We start from the raw sequence: 24,395 nt of genomic DNA, 5'->3' as shown, positions 1-24,395 counted from the left end.
TGAAGCAATCGATTCGATTCCCCACCTATCAGAAGGAGACAGTCATGGCACATCGCATTGCGGTCATCGTCGGCAGCCTGCGGCGCGGATCCTGGAACCGCGCGCTTGCACGCGCAGTGATCTCGCTCGCGCCGGCCGAGCTTGCGTTCGAATTTGTCGAAATCGGCGAGTTGCCGCTGTACAGCCAGGACTACGACGCGGACTTCCCGGAAGTCGCCAAGCGCTTCAAGCAGGTGATCGAGGCGGCCGACGGCCTGCTGTTCGTCACGCCGGAATACAACCGGTCGATTCCCGGCGTGCTGAAGAATGCGCTCGACTGGGGCTCGCGCCCGTGGGGCGCGAACTCGTGGGCGGGCAAGCCGGGCGCGGTGCTTGGCACGTCGCCGGGCGCGACCGGCACGGCCTTGTCGCAGCAGCATCTGCGCAACGTGCTCGCGTATCTCGACGTCGCGACGCTCGGGCAGCCGGAGATGTTCATCAAGCACGACCCGACGCGCATCGACGACGAGGGCAGGATCGTCAACGACGATACCCGCAAGTTCCTGCAGGGCTTCGTCGATCGCTATGCCGCGTGGGTGCGCCTGAACAAGGCGGCCTGAGGTGAAGGAGGCGCCGGCCGCGGCCGGCGCGCTCCGCTAGATGCCGGCCGTGTGCCGCGCATCGCGCGCGTTGCGGATGCCCTGCAGGATCTCGTCGAGCAGCGCGATGTCGAACGGCTTCGACAGCACGCGCACGTTCACGCCGCGCGTGCGGTCGAGCTCCTCCGCATAGCCCGTCACGAGGATCACGGCCAGCTTCTCCGGCCGCCGCCCGATCGCTTCGGCGAGATCGATGCCGTTCAGGCGGCCGGGCATGTGGATGTCCGAAATCACGAGGTCGAAGCCGTCGTTCGCCGGCGCCGCTTCGACGAGACGCAGCGCGTCGTCGGCGGTCGCCGCGTAGGTCACGCGGTGCCCCAGCAGCGTGAGCAGCGCCTCCGTTCCGGCGGCGACTTCGCTGTTGTCCTCGACGAGCAGCACGTGCAGGCCCGCCGGCGGGCTCGCGCTCTGCATCGGCGCAACGGGGATCGGCGGTCGTGCGACGGTCGCTTCCAGCGGGTTCGCGCGCGGCAGATAGAGCCGCACCGACGTGCCCGCGCCCACCGCGCTGTCGATCGTCGCGAGTCCGCCCGAACGCTCGCAGAACGCGAACACCTGCGGCAGCCCGAGCCCCGTGCCCATCCCGTGCGGCTTCGTCGTGAACAGCGGCTCGAACGCGCGCGCGAGCACGTCGGGCGCCATGCCCGAGCCCGTATCGTCGAGCGAGATCTGCACGAAATCGCCGGTCAGCGGAAAACCGTCCTCGCGGCGCAGCGTCACGTTGCGCGCGCTGACGGTGAAGCGGCCGCCGATCTGCATCGCGTCGCGCGCGTTGACGGCGAGGTTGATGACCGCGAGCTCGAGTTCCGCCACGTCCACGCGGATCGGCCAGACGCCGGGTTCGATCGCGACGCTCAGCGACGACTTCGAGCCGAGCGACGTCTTCAGCAGTTCGCGGCAGGTGCCGACCCACTGCCCCATGTCGATCGTCTCGTTGTGCAGCGGCTGCTTGCGCGCGACGCCGAGCAGCTGGCGCGTCAGCGACTGCCCGTTCTTCAGCGCCCGCTCGATCGCGCCGAGTTCCGTGTCGAGCTGCTGGACGCCGCGGTGCCGCGCGATCTGCACGTTGGTCGAGATGATCGTCAGCAGGTTGTTGAAGTCGTGCGCGACGCTGCCGACGAGGTTGCCGAGCGCCTGCATCTTGCGCGACTGCCGGTATGCGGATTCGATCGACCGTCGCATCGACGCTTCCGCCTGCCAGCGGTCCCAGGCTGCCTCTTCCGCCTTGAGCCGCTTGAGCGACAGCCAGATCACGCTCCACAGCGCGAACGACGGCGCGAACATCGACACGAACAGCACGGTGAGATGCTCGTACCACTCGCGCCAGATAGCCGACGTGCGATACGCGCACGATACGTATACCGGATAGCTGCCGACCTGCCGGTACGCGACGATCTCGCTGCCGGCATCGTGGCGCACGCGCACGACGCCTCCGCGCGGGTCACCGTGTTCGTCGCCGAACGACAGCGCGCGATAGGCTTCGGCCGCGGCGGGCGGCGGCGGATACGACGCGAGCACCGCGCCGTCGGCGCGTGCGAGCGCCATCGTCATCGGCGTCTTCGCGCCGCCGAGCAGGTCGCGGTAGAACGCATTGAAATACGACGACTTCAGCGCGATCGACACCATCCCGGCGAACGAGCCGTCGCTGTGCCGCCGCGCGACGCCGGTGTTGAACACGGGCGTGTCCGCGAGCCGCCTCGGCCCCTGCATCACGCGCGAGATGTGCTCGATGACCTTGCCGTCGCGGATGCCAAGGAAATCGTCGCGATTCGCGATCGACGTGTGCGGCGCGGGAAAGTAGAGGCTGTTCGCGAGCAGCCTGCCGCTCGCGCCGAAGATCGACACGGCCGCGACCTGCGGGTAGCCGCCGCCGATCTCGTTGAGCGCGTCGTGGATGTCGGATTCGTCCTTGCGCACCGCCGCGTCGTCCATGTCCTGCACGAGATCGGCGATGCGCGCGTCGAGCGTCTCGCTCAGGTCGAACACCTTGAGCGCGTGCTCCTCGGCGACGCGCACGGTGCGCATCGTCACGTCGCTCGCGGCGGCTTCGCGCGATTTCAGGTCGTTGTACGCCATCACCGCGACGTAGATGCACGGCAGCACGATCGCGGCGATCAGCAGCACGATCAGCGTCACGCGGCGAACCGCGAAATCGTGTTCGGGCGCGCCGGACGGATAGGCCCCTTCGTCCTGCCAGTCATCGGCGGAAGCGTGGTGGCGGGAATCGGCGGGCCGGTCGGACGTCATGAATGGGAACGGGTGAAGCTCGGGCGGAGGTGCCTGCCATCATAAACGAGTTGCGCCCGGGCCCGCGCCGGGTGGCACGCTCGGTCCTGGCGTTTCCGACAGGCGGAATTTGTCAGATTGAAAACGCGACGAATCCGGAAGCGCAAACGTACACAAAGAAAAATTTTGCGTCGTTGGCGTAAAAATGGTCGCAACTGTTTTCGGAATGGCGCGCGATCGGATCGATTCTGTCTGAATCCGCAAAAATGGCGAGTTGCACCGCCCCGGTTTTACCCAGAGAATCGCGCCTTGCTTTCCATGACAGATAGATACGCGCCTGCCGATGTCAGCGCGCAGCCCGTCGCGGGCGAGATTGCCGCGGCATCCGGCGCAGGGGTGTCCGGCGGCTGCCCGCGTTCGTTCGCACGGCGCCTAAAGAAACGCGGCGCACGGTCGTTAACGCGAGAGAGACCATTCCGTATCCGTTCCGCCCGCCATGCCTTTGCCGATTGTGATTGCCGACGATTCGCTACTCGCTCGCAAGTTGCTGACAAAGGCGTTACCGGGGGACTGGGACGTGGACATCGCGTATGCGGCGAACGGCCGCGAGGCACTTGCGCTCTATCGTGACGGCAAAGCTTCCGTGATGTTTCTCGACCTGACGATGCCGGACATGAACGGCTACCAGGTTCTCGAAACACTGCGACACGAAGACCTGAATACATTCGTGATCGTGGTATCGGCTGACATCCAGCCGCAGGCGCGCGAGCGCGTGCGTGAACTGGGTGCGATCGCGTTCGTCGCGAAGCCCGTGACGTCGGAGGCGTTGCTGCCCATTCTCAAGGAGTATGGGTTGTATGCCTGACTCGGTGTTCACGGCGGAGCAACGCGACGCGTTGCAGGAAATCGCCAATCTTGCGATGGGCCGCGCCGCTGCCCGGCTCGCGGCGCTGCTCGGCCGCTTCATCGAGCTGTCGGTGCCGCGCGTGCGTGTCGTGCAGGCGTCCGATGCGGGCAAGGCGCTGCGCGAGATGACGGGCATTCACGACAACGTGACCGCCGTGCGCCAGGGGTTCCGCTCCGACATCAAGGGCGAGGCGCTCGTGCTGTGCCGCACCGCGAACGTCACCGGGCTCGCGGCGCTCGTCGACCACACGTTCGGCGACGCCGCGGCGGGCGAGCGCACACGCGACGACGACGAAGTTGACGAAGCCGGCGTCGAGACGGCCGCCGCGCGCGGCGAGACGTCGTCCCAGGACGAACTCGTGTTCGACGTCGCGAACGTGCTGATGGGCGCATGCGTGTCGTCGATTCTCGACGAGCTCGGCCGCACGCCGGTGTTCTTTCCGCCCGGGCTGCTGGGCGCGAACGTGTCATTCGACGACGTGTTCCAGCCCACCGTGCTCGCCTGGAGCGTCGCGCTGCTGCTCGAAGTGAACCTCGGCCTCGAGGACGATGCCTTCCGCGCCCATTTCGTGATGCTGATGGCCGAGGATTCGATCCGCCTGATGGGCGACGCGCTCGACGCGTTGCTTTCCGCACTATGACCGACCCGACCGCTTCGACCGCTTCGCTGAGCGACCTCGTGATCGAACGGGTCGGCTTCGGCCTGTTCGTGCTCGACCGCGCGATGAACGTGCTGATGTGGAACCGCTTCATGCAGGACCACAGCGGCGTGCCCGCCGACGACGTGATCGGCCGCAACCTGTTCGACTGCTTCCCGGACCTGCCGCGCGCGTGGCTCGCGCGCAAGCTCGAGAGCGTGTTCCAGCTCGGCAGCTTCGCGTTCAGCTCGTGGGAGCAGCGGCCGTACCTGTTCCGTTTCGAGCATGACCGGCCGATCACGGGCGGCGTCGACTTCATGCAGCAGGACTGCACGTTCATGCCGCTCACGCGCGGCCGCGAGGTCGAAGCGGTGTGCGTGACGATATCGGACGTCACGCACGTGAGCGTGATGCAGCGCGAACGCGAGGAAGCGGTGGCGAAGCTGCGCGAGCACGCGAATTGCGACGGGCTCACCGGCATCGCGAACCGGCGCTTCTTCGAGGCGCGGCTGCGCGACGAATTCGCGCGCTGGCAGCGCTACGGCGGCAACCTGTCGGTGCTGCTGTTCGATCTCGATCACTTCAAGACGATCAACGACCGGTTCGGCCACGCGGTCGGCGACGCCGTGCTGCGCGAGATGGCGTTGCGCGTCGCGGGGATCGTGCGTGCGCAGGATACGTTCTGCCGCTTCGGCGGCGAGGAATTCGCGCTGCTGCTGCCATGCACCGATCTCGCCGAAGCGATGCTGGTGGCGGAGAAGGTGCGATGCGCGATCGGCGCCACGCCGGTCGACGCCGAGGGCGTGCGCGTGCCGGTGACGGCGAGCGTCGGCGGCGCGAGCGCGCATGCGGGCGCGCAGACCTGCGAGGTGCTCGTCAACGAGGCCGACGCCGCGCTGTATCGCGCGAAGCGGCTCGGCCGCGACCGCTCCGTCGCCTACGCGTAGGCCTCCTCGTTTACGTTCAACTCTTCGCGATGTCCGCCAGCACGCCGGCCAGCACCGCCGGCTGCGACACGAACGGCGAATGGCTGCTGTCGAGCTGATGCACGTGCGTCGGGTTGTCCGGCGTGAACGCATCGGCTTCGTCGATGAAGCGCTGCTGCAGCGCGGGCAGGATCACGTAGTCCTGCAGACACTTGATGTAGTGGCGGTCGATCGCGCCCCAGCGCGCGGCAGTCGTCGGGATCGCCGTCGCGAACGGCGCGGCCGGCACGTCGCAGCTCATCAGGTTCGCGACCGCCTCGTATTCGGCCTGCGGGACGTCGTCGCACAGCGCGCGCCTGGCCGTCGCGCGATACGCGGCGTCGTCGCTGCGCGGATCGATGCGCAGCGCGCCGGTCGTGCGCGGGCTCGCGAGCATCAGCTGGCCGAGCAGCTCGCCCTGGTTCTCCGGCGCGCGCACGTAGTCGAGGCCGGGCACGCCCGACGCGGGCATGAACGCCGCGAGGTAGACGATCTTCGCGATCTTCTCGGGCATCCGTTCGGCGGCCGCCGTGATCGCGATGCCGCCCATGCTGTGCCCGACGAGGACGACCTTGCCGTGGCCGAGCGCATACGCGTCGTCGACCGCCTGCATCACCTGCGACGCGTAGTCGTCGAGCGTCGTGTTCGCAACCGGCGACGGCTCTGCGCCGAACGCTTCGCGATCGAGCGGACGCTGGAAGTACGATGCGGGAAAGCGGGCGTTGATCCCGTGCGCGGGCAGGTCGCGCGCGATCGACAGATGACCGCGCGCGGCCAGCGCGGCTATCACGTGCGTGTAGCACCACGCGCCGTGCCATGCGCCGTGCACGAACACGAAAACCGGGTGGGCGGACTGCGGGGATGCGGAGGGCACGGCGGTCACGGTCGTCTCCATGAGTTCGGAATGCGTTGTTCGGATAAAGCGCCATCTTAGACGAATGGGCGCAGGCCGAAGCGGCGGCGGCCGGTCGCACCGGATCGGCGGCACATTGGCGACCAACGATGTGTCCCCGAATGTGTCGCGGAGACGACATTTCAGTCATATCTGATTTAAATTCGCAGCGGATCGCGCTACTTTGATGCTTTACCCTGATCGCTCCCCATGAACGTCGACTATCTCTTCTACCGGAAGCCGGACAAGCCCGGCCCCTATTCCCTCGACGACCTGGGCGACGTCGCGCCGCCGATCGGCCCGAGCGACGTGGTGCGCGCGGGCATCGCGCGCGTCTTCGAGCAGATCGACTGGTGTGAATCGCCCGACGTGCCGGGCGCGTGGTTCGGCACGGGCGGCCCGGTGTTCCAGTTCACCACCGAGCCGGACGGCCGGGTGACCAGCTTCATGGGCTCGCGGCTCGAGCGGCGCGCGATGCTTCAACTGACGCGCGAAATGGGGCTCATTGCGCTCGATCTGCAGCGCGACATCGTTTACGGTTAGGCGCATCCGCTGCCTGAAGCGCTTGTAGAGGCCCTCGACCAGACATCCCGGCCCGCAGGGGCCGTCCGGCCGAGGGCGGACAGCCGCGCAGGGCGGGCCGCGGCGCCCGGCGCCGGGCATCCGGGCACCGTCACGCCGCGCGCGGGCCGCACCGCCATCGATGTTCAAAGATTGCTATACTTTCGCCCAATTCCGGCTTCCGGCCGGCAATTCATGCTTGTCTGCGTCGATCGTTCGCACATCTCGCACGCATTTGACGCCCTTACCATCCCAGCCGGGCATGGCTTCTTCAATCGCCCCGCGTGGGCGTCTCCGTGGAGCTCGTCTTGGCCGCTTCCAATCTCGTCGTGGACGAACAAGAAATCGACGCCGCTGCCGCCACATCGGGCAGTTCTTTTTATCTTGCGATGCGCATCCTGCCGGCGACGCAGCGCGATGCGATGTTCCAGGTGTATGCGTTCTGCCGCGCGGTCGACGACATCGCCGACAGCGACCTGCCGCGCGCCGAGCGCGCCGCCGGCCTCGAGCGCTGGCGCGCGGACATCGACGCGTGCTTCGCGGGCCGGCCGCCGCGCCATCTCGCGGCGCTTACCCGCGAGATTCACGCGTTCAACCTGCAGCGCGACGATTTCCACGCGATGATCGACGGCATGGCGATGGACGCCGCCGAAGACATCTGCGCGCCCGACGAGCCGACGCTCGACCTGTATTGCGATCGCGTCGCGAGCGCGGCCGGCCGCCTGTCGGTGAGGATATTCGGGATGCCGGAAGCGGAAGGCATCGCGCTGTCGCACCATCTCGGCCGCGCGCTGCAGCTGACCAACATCTTGCGCGACATCGACGACGACGCGGCGATCAACCGCTGCTACCTGCCGCGCGAGCTGCTCGCGCGCGAAGGGATCGCGATCACCGATCCGGCGACGATCGCGCGCGCGCCGGCCTTGCCGCGCGTCTGCACGACGCTCGTCGAGCGTGCGATCGAGCATTTCCGGCAGGCGGACGCGGTGATGGACAAGTGCGCGCGGGCGCAGGTGAAGGCGCCGCGCATCATGTCGGGCGCGTACCGCTGCATCCTCGATGCGGCGGTCGCGCGCGGCTTCGACGCCCCTCGCCTGCCGATCCGCAAGCCGAAGGCGCGCATGCTGATGATCGCCGCGCGCTACGCACTGTTCTGAGGCGATGCCCAGAACTGTCCACGTGATCGGGGCAGGACTCGCGGGGCTGTCGGCTGCCGTCGAGCTGCAACGCCGTGGGCGCCGCATCGTGCTGCACGATGCGCACGCGCAGGCGGGCGGGCGTTGCCGTTCGTGGTTCGACGCCACGCTGAACGCGACGCTCGACAGTGGGCTGCATCTGGTGTTCGCGGGACAGCCCGCGACGCAACGCTACCTGCGCACGATCGGCGCGACCGATCAGCTGGCCGGGCCGGCGCTGCCGGAATTCCCGGTCGTCGACGTCGGCGCGCAGCAGCGCTGGACGCTGCGTTTCGGCACCGGCCGCTGGCCGTCGTGGCTGTTCGACGCCGCGTCGCGGGCGCCGGGCACGACGGCGCTGGATTACCTGTCGCTCGTGCCGCTCGCGTTCGCGCGCACCGGCCGCTCGCTCGCGCAGACGATGCGTTGCGACGGCGTACTGTGGGATCGCTGGCTGCGGCCGTATTTCCTCGGCGCGCTGAACGTCGAGCCGCGTCATGCGACGGCGGAACTCGCGCGGGCGGTCGTGTTCGGCACGCTCGCGGCCGGCGGGCCGGCGTGCCGCCCGCTCGTCGCGCGCCACGGGCTCGGCAGCGCGTTCGTCGATCCCGCGCTGCGGATGCTGCAGCACGGCGGCGCGTCGATCCGGCTGCGCTCGCAGCTCGATGCGCTCGAATTCGGTGCGAACGGCCATGCGGTCGATGCACTGGTGATCGACGGCGCCCGGGTCGATCTCGAGCCGGGCGACGCGGTCGTGCTGGCGGTGCCGCCGGACGTCGCGCAGCCGCTCGTGCCCGACCTGACCGCGCCGGATACGTATAGCGCGGTCGTCACCGCGTATTTCGCGGCCGAACCGCCGCCGGGCTGCGCGGTGCACACCACTGTCGTCAACGGCGTCGCCGTCGACGCGGTGCGGGCCGGCGAAGGCCAGCTCGCGGCGACGATCCGCGACGCGGGCCGCTGGCTCGACACGCCGCGCGAGACGCTCGCGCGGACCATCTGGCAGGACGTCGCACGCGTGACGGGCGCGTCCGCGGATGCCATGCCCGCGTGGCAGCTCGTCATCGAGCCGCGCGCGGGGTTTGCGGCGGTGCCGTCGCAGGAAATGAAACGTCCGGCTGCGCGTACGCGCTGGACCAATCTCGTGCTGGCGGGCGACTGGATTGCCACCGGCCTGCCCGCCACGATCGAGGGCGCGATCCGCTCCGGCCAGAAGGCCGCGGACGTGCTCCAGCAACAATAAGAGAGGGACCGATGAACGATCTCACTGATATGCCAACCCTGGCCACCGCCACCGCGGCGGCCGACCTCGACGCTGCCGTCGCACGCGCGACCGACGCGCTGCTCGACGCGCAGCAAGCCGACGGGCACTGGGTCTACGAACTCGAAGCGGATTCGACGATTCCGGCCGAGTACATCCTGCTCGTCCACTATCTCGGCGAAACGCCGAACCTCGAGCTCGAACAGAAGATCGGCCGCTATCTGCGCCGCATCCAGCAGCCGGACGGCGGCTGGCCGCTGTTCACCGACGGCGCGCCGAACATCAGCGCGAGCGTGAAGGCGTACTTCGCGCTGAAGGTGATCGGCGACGACGAGAACGCCGAGCACATGCAGCGTGCGCGCCGCGCGATCCACGCGATGGGCGGCGCCGAGATGTCGAACGTGTTCACGCGCATCCAGCTTGCGCTATACGGCGCGATTCCGTGGCGCGCGGTGCCGATGATGCCGGTCGAGATCATGCTGCTGCCGCAGTGGTTCCCGTTCCACCTGTCGAAGGTGTCGTACTGGGCGCGCACGGTGATCGTGCCGCTGCTCGTGCTGAACGCGAAGCGGCCGATCGCGAAGAACCCGCGCGGCGTGCGCATCGACGAGCTGTTCATCGATCCGCCCGTCAACGCGGGGCTGCTGCCGCGCCAGGGCCACCAGAGCGCCGGCTGGTTCGCGTTCTTCCGCGTCGTCGATCACGCGCTGCGCGCGGTCGACGGCCTGTTCCCGAGCTACACGCGCGAACGCGCGATCCGCCAGGCGGTTGCGTTCGTCGACGAGCGCCTGAACGGCGAGGACGGCCTCGGCGCGATCTATCCGGCGATGGCCAACTCGGTGATGATGTACGACGCGCTCGGCTATCCGGAAGACCATCCGAACCGCGCGATCGCACGCAAGTCGGTCGAGAAGCTGCTCGTCGTGCACGACGACGAAGCGTACTGCCAGCCATGCCTGTCGCCGGTGTGGGATACGTCGCTCGCGGCGCACGCGCTGCTCGAGACGGGCGACCCGCGCGCGGAAGACGCCGTGGTGCGCGGTCTCGAATGGCTGCGTCCGCTGCAGATCCTCGACGTGCGCGGCGACTGGATCTCGCGCCGCCCGAACGTGCGGCCCGGCGGCTGGGCGTTCCAGTACGCGAACCCGCATTACCCGGACGTCGACGATACGGCCGTGGTCGTGATGGCGATGGACCGCGTCGAGAAGCTCCGGCACTCGGACGCGTACCGCGAGTCGATCTCGCGCGCGCGCGAGTGGGTCGTCGGCATGCAGAGCAGCGATGGCGGCTGGGGCGCGTTCGAGCCGGAAAACACGCAGTACTACCTGAACAATATCCCGTTCTCCGATCACGGCGCCCTGCTCGATCCGCCGACGGCGGACGTGTCGGGCCGCTGCCTGTCGATGCTGTCGCAGCTCGGCGAGACGGCCGCGAACAGCGAGGCGGCGCGCCGCTCGCTCGACTACATGCTGAAGGAGCAGGAGCCGGACGGCAGCTGGTACGGCCGCTGGGGGATGAACTTCGTGTACGGCACGTGGACCGCGCTGTGCTCGCTGAACGCGGCCGGCCTCGGCCCGGACGATCCGCGCATGAAGCGCGGCGCGCAGTGGCTGCTGTCGGTCCAGAACAAGGACGGCGGCTGGGGCGAGGACGGCGACAGCTACAAGCTCAACTACCGCGGCTACGAGCAGGCGCCGAGCACGTCGTCGCAGACGGCCTGGGCGCTGCTCGGCCTGATGGCGGCCGGCGAGGTGAACCATCCGGCGGTCGCGCGCGGGATCGACTACCTGATCGCCGAGCAGAAGGAACACGGGCTGTGGGACGAGACGCGCTTCACGGCGACCGGCTTCCCGCGCGTGTTCTACCTGCGCTACCACGGCTACCGCAAGTTCTTCCCGCTGTGGGCGCTCGCGCGCTACCGCAACCTGAAGCGCGCCAACGCGACGCGCGTGACGGTCGGGATGTAACGCGTGACGGCGTCGAAGCACACCGGCACGCTGCCCGTCATCGCGGTGACGGGGATGGCGTTCGAGGCGCGCATCGCGGGCGGCGACGGCGTCGAGGCGGTGTTCGCCGCGCGCGCCGATCGGCTCGAGCGTGCGCTGACCGAAGCGACCGCGCGCGGCTGCGCGGGCATCATCAGCTTCGGCACGGCGGGCGGGCTCGCGCCCGACCTCGCGCCGGGCGCGCTCGTGATCGCCGACGCGATCGACGGGCCGTTCGGCCGCGTGCAGACGGACGTCGCGTGGAGCGCGCGGCTCGTCGGCGCGCTGCATGACACGCCGGTCTGGCCGCGCGTCACGCGCGGCGTGATGGCGGCCGTCGGCGCGCCGGTCATCAGCGAGCAGGACAAGGCGTCGCTGTATCGCGCGAAAGGCGCGCTGGCCGTCGACATGGAGTCGCACATCGCCGCGGCCTTCGCGGCGGCGCGCGGCGTGCCGTTCGCGGTGTGCCGCGCGATCGTCGACCCGGCGTGGCGCACGTTGCCGAGCGCCGCGACGGCCGGGCTGCGCGATGACGGCAGCACCGCGATCCTGCCGATCCTGCGCGAACTCATCAAGCAACCTTCCCAGCTCGGCCCGCTGCTGCAGGTCGCGGGCGATGCGCGCGCGGCGCGCACGACGCTGATCCAGGCGCGGCATGCGTTCGGCCGCGCGGGGGCGCTGCGGGTCGGTTGAGCGGACGTTTCCGTTTCCCTACTTTTCTCTTCGAATGAACGGCATCCGTCGCGACGGCGATGCGTGCCGTCGCGCGCGCCTTCATGCAAAAGGTTTTCTCATGCGCCAATCCATCACGTTGAATGTCTCGCCCTACTTGTCGGAAGAAGACTGGCAGAGGGTGGCCGCCGTCTATAAGACACTGGACGGCTGGATGGGGGATCCGAACGACGCATGCTGGTACGGCCGTGAGGGCGATGCCCGGTGTATCACGGTATCGGCGGAGCCCAGCGGGCTCTGTTTCTCTGGCCAGGTCGAGTCGGGGTTATGGACGGGTTGGATGACGGTAATTTGCGCGAGGTTGAGCCTTGCGCTGGGCTGTGAGGTGCGTGACGCCGATATGTAGGAAGCGAGCCGCGATCAACTCGATTTGCAACTTTATTGACGATAGTCCGAGGGCGCAGCAATGAGCAAGCTTGGTTGTCAGTGCGGAAACGTAATCTGCGATAACACGAATTCCCTGCCCTACAAGGCCGCCCTGTTGAAGGATTCCTTTAGCGAGCCGTTCTCGGATTGGCTGGTGAGCGAACTGCAGAGCTATGTCGTTGCCGCTGAGCAAGGAAGCGTTCGTTCGTGGTTGTTGAGTCGCGGCTACACGGAAGACTACCTATCCCTTCAACTCGATCACGGAAACGTGCTTCACGACCATCTGCTGTGCAGGCTCATCGATTTGAGACGCACCGCATATGAGTGTTCCGAATGCGGTCGGCTGCACGTCGAGACGGTGGACGACAACGCGTTCGTCTCATACTCGCCTGATTCGAAGAAGAACAACGGCGTTTTGTCCGAATAGGTTGAATTCGGTCACGACCCGGAGCAGCCAGCCGGGGCCGTGATCGGGACGCGATTGCGACGTCCACCATGAAAAAGAGCGCTGCATCGAGCAGCGCTCCTGATCGCCTTCCGGCCGTCGCGGCGTTACTGTGCCGCGGGAATGCTCGCAGGCACCGCAGGCGCCGCTGTCGCGCCGCTCGCCGGCATCGCGTTGTCCGCGCCCGGATCGGCGTATTGCGGCAACCCTGCCGTGGCCGGTGCATTGGCCGGCGCCCCGCCCGACTCGCCCGGATCCTCATAGCTCGGCAACCCGGGCGCAGCCGGCGTGTTCGCGGGCTTGCCGCCCGGCGCCGCCTCGCCGCTCGATTCATCCGGCTCGTTATATTGCGGCAGCGCGCTCGGCGCGGACTCGCCCTTGTAGGTCAGCGACTTGCGCTGCTGCAGGTATGCATCGCGCACGAACGAATACGGATCGAGCGCGGCCTGCTTCAGCAGGTCGGTCGCGCCGAGCAGGTCCGAACGCGCGCTGATGAACTGCATCACGTACATCGGATTGCGCGCGGCCGGCTCGATGTAGTTGAGCAGGTTGAAGCGCACGTCGACCGCGCGGCCGACGCCGTCGCGGATCGTGCTCGGCCCGAACACCGGCAGCACCAGGTACGGGCCGGACGGCACGCCCCAGCGCGCGAGCGTCAGGCCGAAATCCTGGTGATGCTTCGGCAGCCCCGCGGGCGTCGCGATGTCGATCAGGCCGCCGACGCCGAACAGCGAATTCATCGCGACGCGCATCAAATCCTGCGTCGCATCGGTGATCCGCAACTGCAGCAGGTTGTTCGCGATGTTGCCGAGGTCGCCGAGGTTCGAGAAGAAGTTGCTGATCGCCGTGCGCACCGGCGTCGGCGTGACCTTCTGGTAGCCCTTCGCGATCGGCACCGCGATGTTCCGGTCGACGGTGTCGTTGAACGTGTACACCGCGCGGTTCATCGGCTCGAGCGGATCGGACGGATTGCGGTTGGGGCCGGTCGCGCAGCCGCTCAGCAGCGCGCCAGCGGCGACGGTGGCCGCAATGGTTCTGTTATTCATTGATTCCCTGCGATTGGTTCTTCGCGCGCTTCACGCGCGGTTTGCCCATGAGTACCGGCTGGAACACCACGGCGCCGATCAGCGTACACGTCAGCGCGAGTGCGAGCAGCTTGCCCATGCTGGACGTGCCGGGGTGATGCGACAGCCACAGACTGCCGAATGCGGTGGCCGTTGTCGCGGCGCTGAACAGCACCGCGTGCGTGAGGCTCGAATGCAGCAGGCCGGTCTGCCCGGCGCGCCACGCCATCACGAAATACACCTTGAACGCGACGCCGACGCCGAGCATCAGCGGCAGCGCGATGATGTTGGCGAAGTTGAGCGACATGCCGAACACGACGCACAGCTCGAGCGTCACGACGCCCGACACGAGCAGCGGCACCAGCGTGCGCAGCACGTCGCCGAAGCGGCGCAGCGTGATCCACAGCAGGATCGTGATCGACACGATCGACCACAGCGCCGCATGCAGGAACGCGTTGATGATCGTGTCGGCCGAATGCAGGATCGAGATCGGCCCGCCGATCGCGCCCGGCTCGGCGGCCTTCACGGCCGTCGCGAAGCGGCGCAGCATCGTGTCGTCGCCCGGGTCGACGCCCTTCGGCACCTTCGGCGAGATCTGCACGAGCGCATGGCCGTCCGGCGCGATCCAGTCGCGCACGAGCTGCGGCGGCAGCGAATCGCGCGTGATCTCCTGCGGCTGGAGCAGCGTCGCGAGCTGGCCGAGCGCGGTGCGCAGCGTATCGGAGAACGCGCGCTCGGCGCGGTCGCGCGTCGCGGCGTCGGCGGCCGCGAGCTTCGCGAGCGACGCCGACAGGTGTTGCGCGGCGGCCGCGCCCGGGCCCGGATGATCCTCGGCCGCGTAGCCCAGCAGGTCCGACACGCGCTTGAGCGCGGCGACGCGCTGCGCGTCGGTCGCCGGCGGCGCGGCGGGCTGGGTCAGCGCGGGCAGCAGCTCGCTCGCGGCGGCGGCGATCGACGCGCGCTTGGCCGGCTGGTCGGCGGGGATGAAGGTCGACAGCGTCGTCGTGCGGCCGACTTCGGGCAGCGCGTCGAGGCGCTTCGCGGCCGCGTCGGCTTCGGCGAGCGACGGCGCGAGCAGCGTGACGTCGTTGACCGACGCCTCCGGCGAATCCTTCAGCGCGAGCAGCGTCGCCATCGATTCGCTGTTCGGGTCCTTCAGGTGCAGCGGGTTGAAATCGAAGTGCAGGAACTTGAGCAGCGGCAGCGCGCCGATCACGACCGCGAGCGTGCCGATCAGGATCGGCTTGCGGTGCACGTCGAGGAACTCGTCGATCGGCGCGAGAGCCGGAAAGCCCGGCGTCTTCGATTCGCCCGGCGGCGCGAACAGGCGCAGCAGCGCGGGCAGCAGCGTGACGGTGGTGGCCAGCGCGACGAACATGCCGACGCCCGCGATCAGGCCGAGCTCGGACACGCCGCGATACGCGGTCGGGATGAACGAGAAGAAGCTGGCCGCGACCGCCGCGGTCGCGAGCGCGAGCGGCATGCCCATCGAGTGCGCGGCGCCGATCAGCGCGTGGTCGATGCGCGGGTCGCGGAAGCGCTCCTCGCGGTACTTCACGCCGTACTGGATCGAGAAATCGACGCCAAGGCCGACGAACAGCACCATGAACGCGACCGAGATCATGTTCAGCGAGCCGACCAGCATCAGGCCGAGCGCGGCGGTCACGACGAGGCCGACGAACAGCGTGACGATCACCGAGCCGATCATCCGCTTCGAGCGCAGCGCGAGCCACAGGATGCCGAGCACGACGAGCAGCGTGACGGCGCCGTTGAGCGCCGCGCCGTCCTGCACCGACGCGAATTCGTCGTCGGCGAGCGGCTGCTCGCCGGTCAGCCGCACGACCGCGCCGAAGCGCTTCTCGAGGTCGAGCGTGCGCGCGGTGTCGCGGATCGTCCGGCTCGTTTCCTCGCCGGCCTTCAGCGCGCCGTAGTTGACGACCGGCTGCACGGTGACGAACGCGCGCGCGGGCTGCTTCGCGGCGTCGTTGTCGACGAGCGCGCGCCACGAGAACGCGGCGGGCTTGCCGGCCAGCACGTCGTCGACGGTCGCGGCGCTGCGCGACAGCAGCTTGGCCATCGCCGGCAGCTTCACCTGGCCGGTCAGCAGCGGCTGGCCGAGCGTCGTCGACAGCGTGGTCGCGAGCCCGGTCAGGCTCGGGTTCTTCGCGAGCTCGTTGACGAGCGGGCGGGCGCGCGCGAGTTGCGACGTGGTGTCCGCCACTTCCTGCGGCGGCAGGAACAGCAGCCCGTTGTGCTCGAAGAACGGGCCGCCGCCGGGCTCGGCGACCTGGCCGATGCGGCCGGCTTCGGCCTGCTTCTGGAGCGCGGCCGTCAGCGCATGCGCGGCGGCGGTCGCGAATTCGGGCGCGGGCGCCTCGACGACCGCGAGGATCGTGCCGTCGCGTTGCGGGAACGCGCGGTCGATGCCCTTGCCGAGCGCCGCCCATTGGGGCTCCGCGTCGACGAGCTTGCTGATGTCCGTGTTGATCTTGAAGTGACGCGCGACGTAGACGCCGCTCAGGGCGGCGATGATCAGCGACAGCGCGACGACCCAGACCGGGCGTCGGACCGACCACGCGACGAGTCGAATGATGAGAGAGGTCACCATGAGGCGGTGGGGTGTGGCTCTAAAAGGCAAAGTGTCCAAGTATACCGGCGCAGCGGGGCGTCGGTCGTGACGTTGGGCGCTGTGGGGCCGGAAGAATCTTTTCGCGGTGGAGGGGGAATCGGCGCCGGGCCGTATTCCCGTCATAAGTAAGCGTTTGTTTACTTTCCTCGGACCCGCGCCCGGGCGCTGCTTTCGGCTGCGCCTGTGACAATCCGGCGCAAAGGTAACAGTCGGTCACCGCGCGGCAGGCGTGCGTCAGGCCCGGTATACTTGCGTCGACTGGACGGCGCGCCGCGCCGTCCGTCTTTCCTTAGCGAGTGCGATATCCGTATGAAACGTCATCTGTTTGCTTTTCTCGCCGCGGCCACCGTGTCGATTTCCGCTTTCGCGCAGAGTGCGCCGGTCGACGTGGTTCGCAATGCGGTCGAGGGCACCGTCAATGCGATGAAGGCCGATCCGGTCGCGCGCGGCGGCGACATGACGAAGGTCACGCAGGTGGTCGAGGCGCGCTTCCTGCCGGCGACGAACTTCGAGCGCACGACCCGCATCGCGGTCGGCGACGCGTGGAAGCAGGCGACGCCGCAACAGCAGCAGGAGCTGTACAAGCAGTTCAAGCTGCTGATGACGCGCACCTACGCCGCGTCGCTCGCGCAGCTCGGCAACCAGGACGCGAAGTTCTCGTTCAAGGCGGGCGGCGCGTCGGGCGCCGACGCGCTCGTGCAGTCGACGGTGACGACGCCGGGCGACAGCCAGTCGGTCGGCTACCGGCTCGGCAAGATCGGCAACGACTGGAAGATCTACGACATCGACATGTCGGGCGCGTGGCTGATCCAGGTCTACCAGGGGCAGTTCAAGAGCCAGCTCGCGCAGGGCGGCATCGACGGCCTGATCGCGTTCCTGCAGAAGCACAACGCACGGACGAACTGACGGTCGGGCGCGATTCGCGACTGGAATGCGGCCCTTCGGCGGCCGGCTCGCTTAGCTTAGTCTTTTGCTGTCGAGACGCCAACCAGCGGAACGTGAACACTGAAACCATGACGCCCCGGTCGCGAATGCGGCCGGGGCGTTTCACATTGAGCGGTGTCCGGCGACCTCGACGCGAGGAAATCAATGCCGGGCGGGATGGCGGCGGATCTGCTACGAAAATCTGTTCGGCAAAGCGCTGAAGGGCATTTTGCCTTCGGCCAGCATGTTGCGTTTGCAATGGCATGGAGGTTGGCCATACGCGAAGCCGCGCTTATGGTTCGCGTCGACGATTTTCCTCGGTGGCTTGCCGCAGCGCCTTGCGAAGCCTGCGGTTCTCGATGAGCAATGCGGCGATGGTAATCGCCAGGATAATCGTCGGCGCCTCTTTCCCCGAAATACGAACGAACACGCTCGCCAACCCGGCACACAAAAGCGCAACCAGCAACAGCAGTAACCGGTCCTTCCACCACGCACGCGAAGCCTGTTTCACGTCGCAACCTCAGCTATATCTGCGGCGAGTGGACGCCGCCCTTCCATCGCCGACAACTGCGATACGGAACATCGCGATTTCACTGCTCGATTCAGATTGCCGATACCTGCCTGCGATGCCGATTGCCGCATGACGAGTTCGTGCACGCGTCATGCGAATCACGATCGCGTCGCTTGTTGTGGAAAGCGAAAGAATTCCATCGACCTTGGGAAAGGTCGATTGGACAAGTATGAAATTGGAAGGCGAATTGCGCGTTGCGCAGGGCAATCGCACGAAATGTGTAAATCGTTAAAGAAGGTTTTCGTCTGCTAGAAAGCCTGTCCGAAGCCGGATGTAGTAACGGTTCCCCCCCTGAGAGAACACCACGCCGCCGAGTATCAGGACATCGACAAGGACTGCGACCGTATCGAAACGCGCTGGTGTATCGCCTGCGATGTCCTTGCGTGCTGGGAGCCTGATTCGGACTTATGGCCCGGTTTGCCTGGGCATGGCCTTCGGCGAAGACCAATGCAGGGGTCGTGTCGACAACGCCACCCAGAACTTTGCGATCCTGCGCCGCATTTGCCTGAACCTGCCCAAAGCGGGTGCCAGCGACGTCTGCTGCACCGCTGTTCTCCGTCGGTGACATTTCGTGCGATTGCCCTGCGTTGCAATACATCGGATTCTGCTTTTCGGTTTTGTCTGATTGACGCGTCAAACTTCATCTTTCATTGTTTGGTTGGTTTGATTTTCTGTTTTCTAATTGAGAGGGGGGATGGCGCAGGATATTTTCTTGAGGCTAACGGGCATAGCGGGCGAATCGATGGATGCCAACCATTCGAACGAAATCGAGGTGCTGACGTGGTATTGGTCGGTGAGCCAGCAATCTAATATGCATATGGGGAGTGGCGGCGGTGCAGGCAAATGCACCGTTGACGATCTGACCTTCGAGCACTACATCGACCGTGCCACGCCGAATCTGGTTCAGTATTGTCTGACGGGAAAGCATATTGAACGCGCTGTACTGGTAATGCGTAAGGCTGGTGATGCGCCGCTCGAATATCTCGCAATCACGATGGAGGACGTGCTCATTACCCAGGTCAAGCCTGTTAGCAACACTAACATGCGGGTTCCGCGCGAAGAAGTTCGATTGTCCTTTGCTCGTGTGAGGCAGGAATATGTGATTCAGAATTTCCGGGGTGGTAATGCCGGGGCTGTGAGCATGGGCTACGACATCAAGGCCAATAAGGCTATTTAACGATGGGGGTGTGCAGTGTTGTTTATTTCAAAGCAAGGTCATGTCGACGCCGAGCGCATCAAGGTTAAGATTTTTTCAACAATTGAGCGAGGTCAGATGAGTAAGGTGAATGGAATCGTTGTTCACCAAACAGATGGAACCACGGCAAGTAGCTCGTTTAATAGCTATGCGGAAAGTGGGGCGAACGGAGCGCACTTCCTGATAGACAAGAATGGAGCCATTTATCAAACCGCCTCGGTGTACAAGCGAACCAATCATGTTGGATTGCTAAAATCTCGATGCCTTGTGGAAAAGAAGTGTAGCCCATCCGAGTTTAAGAGGATGTCTCATATGGCGGGAAAATATAAAAAATTGTCAGGGGTGGAGTATAGGAGGGGTTTTCCAGATAGGTATCCGGGAAATGCGGACTCTATTGGGATAGAGATTGTTGGTCGCATGGATAGGGAAACGGAAATCTATGAGGTTGTAAATGATAAGCAAAATGAATCTTTGCGGTGGCTTGTGAAAGAACTCTGCGAAACATTGGGGGTATCTGTTGCTGAGATATACAAACATCCTGAGGTGTCGTACAAGAAGGAAACCGAGGCGAGTACTGAAAAATGGGAATGAGATCTAAATCGTTATTATTTTCGTGTATTTTTTTGTTTTGCTGTGCCTCTCAAGCTAGAGGGGTGAAATCTATCGAGATACACGAATACGGGAAGAGTAGAGATGCTGAGATGGCGGGTGCCTGTAAAAAATTTCGACCCACTGTCAAACAGGTTAGAAATTTCTTCTTAAGGGCTTATCCGGTAGAGGGATATATGCTTTCTCACGAGCGCTATTCTTCGTGTTATGCAACGGGAGCTTTGAAATTCGATGATGGCAGTTCGGGGACGTGGAAGCTATCTTCGAGCGGCGTTGCGACATTTATTTTCACAAGAGGGGATGTTGTGACGCTTTATTATAAAAATAATAAATGGTACGACCCGTTTGCGTGCACTTATGGGCTTGGCGACGTTGGGGAATGCTAGATTGCCGGGCCGTGTGGGCTGGAAGTTGGACATGGCCTTCGGTGAAGACCCATGCAGGGTTCGCGTCAACAACGCGGCCCAGAACTTTGCGATCCCGCACCGAATCCGTCTGAACCTGCACAAAGCAGATACGGCTACGAACACCGGCATCAAGAATCGGCAGCTCAAAGCGCGCGTCAGCGACGGTTATCGCGCCGCCGTTTTCCGTTTGTGGCCGTTCGTGCGATGGCCCTGGCGCGTGGCGTGAGCTACCCGGGTTTCGCCCCTACCGCCGCCGGTGCTCGACCGCGAACTTGATCAGCTCGGCCTGCCCTTCGATGTCGAGCTTGCGCTTCAGGTTGAGCCGGTGCGTCTCGACGGTGCGTACCGACAGCCCGGTCTGCTGCGCGATCTGCTTGCTCGACAGGCCTTCGGCGAGCGCGTCGAGGATGTCGCGTTCGCGCGGCGTCAGGCGATCGAGCGGCGACGCCGCCGCGCTGGCGTGGATCATCCGCGCGGCGAGCCCCTCGCTGAAGAACGTGTGGCCGGCGAGCACCGCGCCGATCGCTCGGACGATCTCGCTCGCCGGCGAATCCTTCAGCAGGTAGCCGCTCGCGCCGGCACGCACGGCCTGCGTCACGTATTCGACGTTGTCGTGCATCGACAGCATCAGCACGCGGATGCCGGGAAAGCGCTCGTGGAACACGCCGGCGAGCGCGATGCCGTTCATGCCGTTCATCCCGACGTCCATCAGCGCGAGATCGGGTTCAAGCGATCCGGCGAGCGCCAGCGCCTCGTCGGCGTTGCCGGCCTCGCCGACGACCGACAGGTCGGCCGCTTCGAGCCGCATCCGCAGGCCGTCGCGCACGAGCGGATGATCGTCGACGAGCAGCAGCCGGGCGACCGGCTGGGCGACGGGTTCGGCGGGGAGCCTGGCGGGGGTGTCCGGGGCGCTCATGGGCGATGGGTCTCCTTGGATCGAGTGGCGGGATGCGCGGTCAGGCCGGTGACGTCAGCGGCACGCGCGCGGCCACCACGGTATGGCCGACCTGCGACGTGATCGTCAGCGCGCCGCCGAGCGCGTCGAGGCGTTCGCGCATGTTGCGCAGGCCGATGCCGCCGCGCGCGTCAGCCTGCGAGCGCTCGGCGTCGAACCCGCAGCCGTTGTCGGCGATGCTCAGCGTGACCGCGTGCGACGCGACGTCGAGCGTCACCGCGGCGCGCGACGCCTGCGCATGATGCACGATGTTGCTGAGCGCTTCCTGCGCGATCCGGAACAACGCGGTATTGACCGCGGCGGGCAGCGGCCGCGCGCCGCTGTGCGCGACCTGCGTGTAGCCGATGTCGACGCCGCTTTCCGCGCCGAGCTCGCGCACCAGCTGGTCGAGCGCGGCCGCGAGCCCGAGGTCGTCGAGCATCGCCGGGCGCAGCGCGTGCGAGATGCGCCGCACTTCGCGCAGCGTGTCGCCGAGCCTGACGACGCCGGACGCGAGCGCCTGCTCGGCCTCGGGCACGCGCGCCGCGCCGCGCTCGAAGCGCGCGAGCGCCGATTCGAGCATCAGCTTCGCCGACACCATCATCTGGCTGATGCCGTCGTGCAGTTCGCGCGACAGCCGCGCGCGCTCCTGTTCCTGCGATTCGACGACGCGCTGCGCCAGCTGCTTGAGCTTCGCATCCGCGCTGCGCGATTCGCTGACGTTCAGCACCAGCGCGCAGACGGCGATCACCGCCGCGCCGGCCAGCGCGATCACGGTCAGCCAGCTCATCGTGCGCTCGATGTTCGCGGACGCGCGCGCGTCGATCCGCTGCAGCGCGTTGTCGACGTCGTCGAGGTAGATGCCCGTGCCGACCATCCAGCCCCAGCGCTCGAGTGCGACCACGTAGCCGAGCTTCGGCGCGGCCCGCCCGGTCGACGGGCGCTGCCAGATGTAGCGGACGTAGCCGCCGCCGTGCGACGCGGCGTTGATCAACTGCTGGATCGTCAGGCTGCCCTGCGGGTCGCGCATCGTCCAGAAATTGTGGCCGACCCGCTCGGGCTCGCGCGGATGCATCAGCGAATTGCCGTGCAGGTCGTACACGAAGAAATAGCCGTCGGGGCCGAAATCCATTTTCTGCAGCATCGCGAGCGCCTGCGTGCGCAGCAGCGCGTCGTCGCGCGCGTTGCTGCCGCTCGCGTCGTAGAGCGGCATGATCGCGCTCGTCGCCAGGTCGACGTAATGCTTGAGCTCGACTTCCTTGCTCGACAGGTACGCCGACTGGATCGTCGCATGCTGGGTGTGCGCGAGCGACGTCGCCTGGTGGCGCACACCGAAGCCGATGCCGGCGATCGCGACGAGAAACGGCACGATGGCCAGAAGGAAGATCTTTGCCTTGAGTCTCATGATGGTGTGGGCCGGCGCGCGGCCGCGCAGGCGCCGTGCGGCGGGCGCATCGAGCCGGTATTGTCGGCGATTTCGCGGGTGCGTGGCGGCCCGGGGCCGCCGCGTCAGGCCCGCTGGCGCTGGAAGCGCACGGCAGCCTGCACGAACACCTGGTTGCGGCCGCGCGCCTTCGCGCGATACAGCGCGTCGTCGGCGCGCTTCAGCGCCGTGTGGACGTTGCCGTCCCATTCGGGGAAGCAGGTCGTCACGCCGATGCTGGCGGTCAGCCGGCCGAACTCGCTGGCGCCGTGCCGGATGCCGAGCTCGTGGATGCTCGCGCGGATCGTTTCGGCGACCGCCGCCGCGCCGCCCGCATCGACGTCCGGCAGGATCACGACGAATTCCTCGCCGCCGTAGCGCGCCGCGTAGTCGGCCGGGCGGCGCAGGCAGCCGGCGAGGCAGCGTCCGACCGCGGCGAGCGCGTCGTCGCCGGCCTGATGGCCTTGCGTGTCGTTGTAGCTCTTGAAGTAGTCGACGTCGATGAACAGCAGCGACAGCGCATGCTGCGAGCGCGCGGCGCGGCGCCATTCGCGCTCGAGCGTGAGGTCGAGCATGCGGCGGTTGTCGAGGCCGGTGAGGCCGTCGGTGCGCGCGAGCGCGCGCAGCTCGGCTTCCGCGCGATGGCGCCTGCGCAGCTGCACGTCGAGCAGCAGCGACAGGCCGACGAAGCCGAGCGCAAGCAGCACCATCGCGGACCCGATCGGAATCGCGCGGTCGTACCACGCGGCGTAGATGTCCGATTCGGCCTCGGCCACCATGATGATCAGCGGCAGGTTGTCGAGGTGCCGGAACACGTACAGGCGCCGCACGCCGTCGATCGACGCGGTGTCGGCGAAGCTGCCGTCGTGGGCGGTCATGAAATGCTTGAAGGTGCTGGCTTTGCTGATGTCGCGGCCGATGATCTTCGGATCGAACGGCTTGCGCATCAGCATCCGGCCGTTGGTCGCGATCAGCGACATCGAGCCGCGCTTGCCCAGCGTGAGGCGCGCGAACAGATCCTGGAAATATTCGAGCCGGATCGACATCACGGCGATGCCGCCGAACGAGCCGTCGGGCCGCGAGACGCGGCGGCTGAGCGCGATGCTCGGCGAGCCGTTGCGCAGCCGCGACCGATACGGATCGCTGATGTACAGGCCGACGTCCGGGTGGTCGCGATGCACGGTGAAGTAGGGTTCGTTGCCGAAATTGGCGACGCGCGGCACGTCGCTCGCGCCGTCGACGACGATGTTGCCCTGCGCGTCCATCGCATAGATGCCGCCGAGGTAGCGGGCCGCCGTCGCGCGGTCGAACAGCACCTGGCGGCGCAGCGCCATCGGCAGGCGCGCGACGTCGGGCTGGTTCTGCCCGTCGACGACCGCCTGCAGCGACAGCGAATAGATCTCGATGTTGCGCTCGATGTCCCATGCGGCCATCAGCGCGATGTTCTGCATCGTGGTGCGCGCGCGCTCGCGCGCATCGACCCGGCCTTCGTAGAGCAGGATGCCGCACAGCAGCAGCAGGAGCAGCGCGATCAGCAGCCCCGAGTAGAAAATCAGGTGCGGAAGCAACAACCGGCGCAGGTGCGCGGCGGCGCGGCTCGTCAGGCCGGGTTCGCTGGGCGCTGCGTAGTCGGTGTCTGCCATGGTCCGAAGATCGGTGGGCATCGCCGGTGCGCACGACGGGCGTTCCGGGCCGATGCGGTTGTTCGTATGTTGTTGATGGCGGCGATCCGGTACGGCTCTGTTCATGCCGGATGGCGGCGGGCCCCGGGCGGGCACCGAAACCATCCGGATGTCTGTCCCCTGTTGCTGGAGAAACGACCAAGCTGATCATCGGCGGCAGGCGGCTG

General features: G+C 66.6%; 22 protein-coding genes. 14 read left to right on the top strand and 8 right to left on the bottom strand.

The window, feature by feature from the left end; translation table 11 throughout:
* Nucleotides 1-44 precede the first annotated feature (44 nt).
* Nucleotides 45-599, top strand: a complete 555-nt coding sequence (locus tag B7P44_RS18090) for an NADPH-dependent FMN reductase (protein ID WP_084906946.1) — start codon at nt 45-47, stop codon at nt 597-599.
* 36 nt (nt 600-635) lie between these two features.
* Here B7P44_RS18090 and B7P44_RS18085 read toward each other — a convergent pair whose 3' ends face one another.
* Nucleotides 636-2,885, bottom strand: coding sequence for a hybrid sensor histidine kinase/response regulator family protein (locus tag B7P44_RS18085; RefSeq protein ID WP_084906944.1), 2,250 nt, complete (start codon nt 2,883-2,885; stop codon nt 636-638).
* A gap of 475 nt (nt 2,886-3,360) precedes the next feature.
* Here B7P44_RS18085 and B7P44_RS18075 point away from each other — a divergent pair, with 475 nt between their 5' ends.
* Genes B7P44_RS18075 through B7P44_RS18065 form a run of 3 tightly spaced genes read left to right on the top strand, consistent with a single transcriptional unit; the run spans nt 3,361 to nt 5,355 of the window.
* The gene (locus tag B7P44_RS18075; protein ID WP_026044369.1) at nt 3,361-3,729 is read left to right on the top strand and encodes a response regulator; all 369 of its coding nucleotides are present in this window, start codon (nt 3,361-3,363) and stop codon (nt 3,727-3,729) included.
* On the top strand, nt 3,722-4,411 hold the full coding sequence (locus tag B7P44_RS18070) for a chemotaxis protein CheC (RefSeq protein WP_084906940.1): 690 nt from the start codon (nt 3,722-3,724) through the stop codon (nt 4,409-4,411). Before B7P44_RS18075 ends, B7P44_RS18070 begins: the two co-directional genes overlap by 8 nt.
* The gene (locus B7P44_RS18065) at nt 4,408-5,355 is read left to right on the top strand and encodes a sensor domain-containing diguanylate cyclase (protein ID WP_084906938.1); all 948 of its coding nucleotides are present in this window, start codon (nt 4,408-4,410) and stop codon (nt 5,353-5,355) included. The genes B7P44_RS18070 and B7P44_RS18065 overlap by 4 nt, the downstream gene beginning before the upstream one ends.
* 16 nt (nt 5,356-5,371) lie before the next feature.
* On the opposite strand, the gene B7P44_RS18060 is transcribed toward B7P44_RS18065, so the two are convergent.
* Nucleotides 5,372-6,268: an alpha/beta fold hydrolase gene (locus B7P44_RS18060; RefSeq protein ID WP_084906936.1), complete on the bottom strand. Its 897-nt coding sequence runs from the start codon at nt 6,266-6,268 to the stop codon at nt 5,372-5,374.
* Nucleotides 6,269-6,475: 207 nt separating this feature from the next.
* Between B7P44_RS18060 and B7P44_RS18055 the strand changes: the two genes are divergently transcribed.
* The 6 genes from B7P44_RS18055 to B7P44_RS18020 all read left to right on the top strand — a co-directional run bounded on the left by B7P44_RS18055 (nt 6,476) and on the right by B7P44_RS18020 (nt 12,772).
* The gene (locus tag B7P44_RS18055; protein WP_084906934.1) at nt 6,476-6,808 is read left to right on the top strand and encodes a hypothetical protein; all 333 of its coding nucleotides are present in this window, start codon (nt 6,476-6,478) and stop codon (nt 6,806-6,808) included.
* 326 nt (nt 6,809-7,134) lie between these two features.
* Nucleotides 7,135-7,983, top strand: a complete 849-nt coding sequence (gene hpnD, locus B7P44_RS18045; RefSeq protein WP_084909883.1) for a presqualene diphosphate synthase HpnD — start codon at nt 7,135-7,137, stop codon at nt 7,981-7,983.
* A 4-nt stretch (nt 7,984-7,987) separates the two neighbouring features.
* The gene (gene hpnE, locus B7P44_RS18040) at nt 7,988-9,244 is read left to right on the top strand and encodes a hydroxysqualene dehydroxylase HpnE (protein WP_084906932.1); all 1,257 of its coding nucleotides are present in this window, start codon (nt 7,988-7,990) and stop codon (nt 9,242-9,244) included.
* Nucleotides 9,245-9,255: 11 nt separating this feature from the next.
* On the top strand, nt 9,256-11,229 hold the full coding sequence (gene shc / locus B7P44_RS18035) for a squalene--hopene cyclase (protein WP_084906930.1): 1,974 nt from the start codon (nt 9,256-9,258) through the stop codon (nt 11,227-11,229).
* A 54-nt stretch (nt 11,230-11,283) separates the two neighbouring features.
* Nucleotides 11,284-11,940 carry a phosphorylase gene (locus B7P44_RS18030; RefSeq protein WP_407924047.1) on the top strand — a complete coding sequence of 219 codons (657 nt, stop codon included), beginning with the start codon at nt 11,284-11,286 and terminating at the stop codon, nt 11,938-11,940.
* A gap of 445 nt (nt 11,941-12,385) precedes the next feature.
* Complete coding sequence (locus B7P44_RS18020; RefSeq protein WP_084906924.1) at nt 12,386-12,772, top strand: DUF8617 domain-containing protein; 387 nt, start codon at nt 12,386-12,388, stop codon at nt 12,770-12,772.
* 125 nt (nt 12,773-12,897) lie between these two features.
* On the opposite strand, the gene B7P44_RS18015 is transcribed toward B7P44_RS18020, so the two are convergent.
* Nucleotides 12,898-13,836 (bottom strand): MlaA family lipoprotein, encoded by a 939-nt coding sequence (locus tag B7P44_RS18015; RefSeq protein ID WP_084906922.1) that lies wholly within the window; start codon nt 13,834-13,836, stop codon nt 12,898-12,900.
* Nucleotides 13,829-16,462 (bottom strand): hopanoid transporter HpnN, encoded by a 2,634-nt coding sequence (gene hpnN, locus B7P44_RS18010; protein ID WP_084906920.1) that lies wholly within the window; start codon nt 16,460-16,462, stop codon nt 13,829-13,831. Before hpnN ends, B7P44_RS18015 begins: the two co-directional genes overlap by 8 nt.
* A 330-nt stretch (nt 16,463-16,792) precedes the next feature.
* Here hpnN and B7P44_RS18005 point away from each other — a divergent pair, with 330 nt between their 5' ends.
* Entirely contained in the window at nt 16,793-17,389 is a 597-nt protein-coding gene (locus B7P44_RS18005; RefSeq protein ID WP_084906918.1) for an MlaC/ttg2D family ABC transporter substrate-binding protein, read from the top strand.
* 310 nt (nt 17,390-17,699) lie between these two features.
* On the opposite strand, the gene B7P44_RS36410 is transcribed toward B7P44_RS18005, so the two are convergent.
* Nucleotides 17,700-17,918 carry a hypothetical protein gene (locus B7P44_RS36410; protein ID WP_133118035.1) on the bottom strand — a complete coding sequence of 73 codons (219 nt, stop codon included), beginning with the start codon at nt 17,916-17,918 and terminating at the stop codon, nt 17,700-17,702.
* A 754-nt stretch (nt 17,919-18,672) separates the two neighbouring features.
* Here B7P44_RS36410 and B7P44_RS17995 point away from each other — a divergent pair.
* The 3 genes from B7P44_RS17995 (at nt 18,673) to B7P44_RS17985 (ending at nt 20,415) form a co-directional block, all read left to right on the top strand.
* On the top strand, nt 18,673-19,155 hold the full coding sequence (locus B7P44_RS17995) for an Hcp family type VI secretion system effector (protein ID WP_084906914.1): 483 nt from the start codon (nt 18,673-18,675) through the stop codon (nt 19,153-19,155).
* Nucleotides 19,156-19,170: 15 nt separating this feature from the next.
* Nucleotides 19,171-19,764 (top strand): peptidoglycan recognition protein family protein, encoded by a 594-nt coding sequence (locus B7P44_RS17990; RefSeq protein WP_193834343.1) that lies wholly within the window; start codon nt 19,171-19,173, stop codon nt 19,762-19,764.
* Nucleotides 19,765-20,199: 435 nt separating this feature from the next.
* Nucleotides 20,200-20,415, top strand: coding sequence for a hypothetical protein (locus B7P44_RS17985; RefSeq protein ID WP_084906912.1), 216 nt, complete (start codon nt 20,200-20,202; stop codon nt 20,413-20,415).
* A gap of 18 nt (nt 20,416-20,433) precedes the next feature.
* On the opposite strand, the gene B7P44_RS17980 is transcribed toward B7P44_RS17985, so the two are convergent.
* The 3 genes from B7P44_RS17980 to B7P44_RS17970 all read right to left on the bottom strand — a co-directional run bounded on the left by B7P44_RS17980 (nt 20,434) and on the right by B7P44_RS17970 (nt 24,189).
* Nucleotides 20,434-21,105, bottom strand: a complete 672-nt coding sequence (locus tag B7P44_RS17980) for a response regulator (protein WP_084906910.1) — start codon at nt 21,103-21,105, stop codon at nt 20,434-20,436.
* A 40-nt stretch (nt 21,106-21,145) separates the two neighbouring features.
* A complete protein-coding gene (locus tag B7P44_RS17975; protein WP_084906908.1) occupies nt 21,146-22,528 on the bottom strand; it encodes a cache domain-containing protein in 1,383 nt (460 codons plus the stop codon).
* 104 nt (nt 22,529-22,632) lie between these two features.
* Nucleotides 22,633-24,189, bottom strand: a complete 1,557-nt coding sequence (locus tag B7P44_RS17970) for a sensor domain-containing diguanylate cyclase (protein WP_084906906.1) — start codon at nt 24,187-24,189, stop codon at nt 22,633-22,635.
* Nucleotides 24,190-24,395 lie beyond the last annotated feature (206 nt).

The sequence above is a fragment of the Burkholderia ubonensis subsp. mesacidophila genome, assembly GCF_002097715.1.
Classification (GTDB): domain Bacteria; phylum Pseudomonadota; class Gammaproteobacteria; order Burkholderiales; family Burkholderiaceae; genus Burkholderia; species Burkholderia mesacidophila.
The sequence above is the reverse complement of the archived record's forward strand: the minus strand, read 5'-3'. Positions and strand labels throughout refer to the sequence as shown.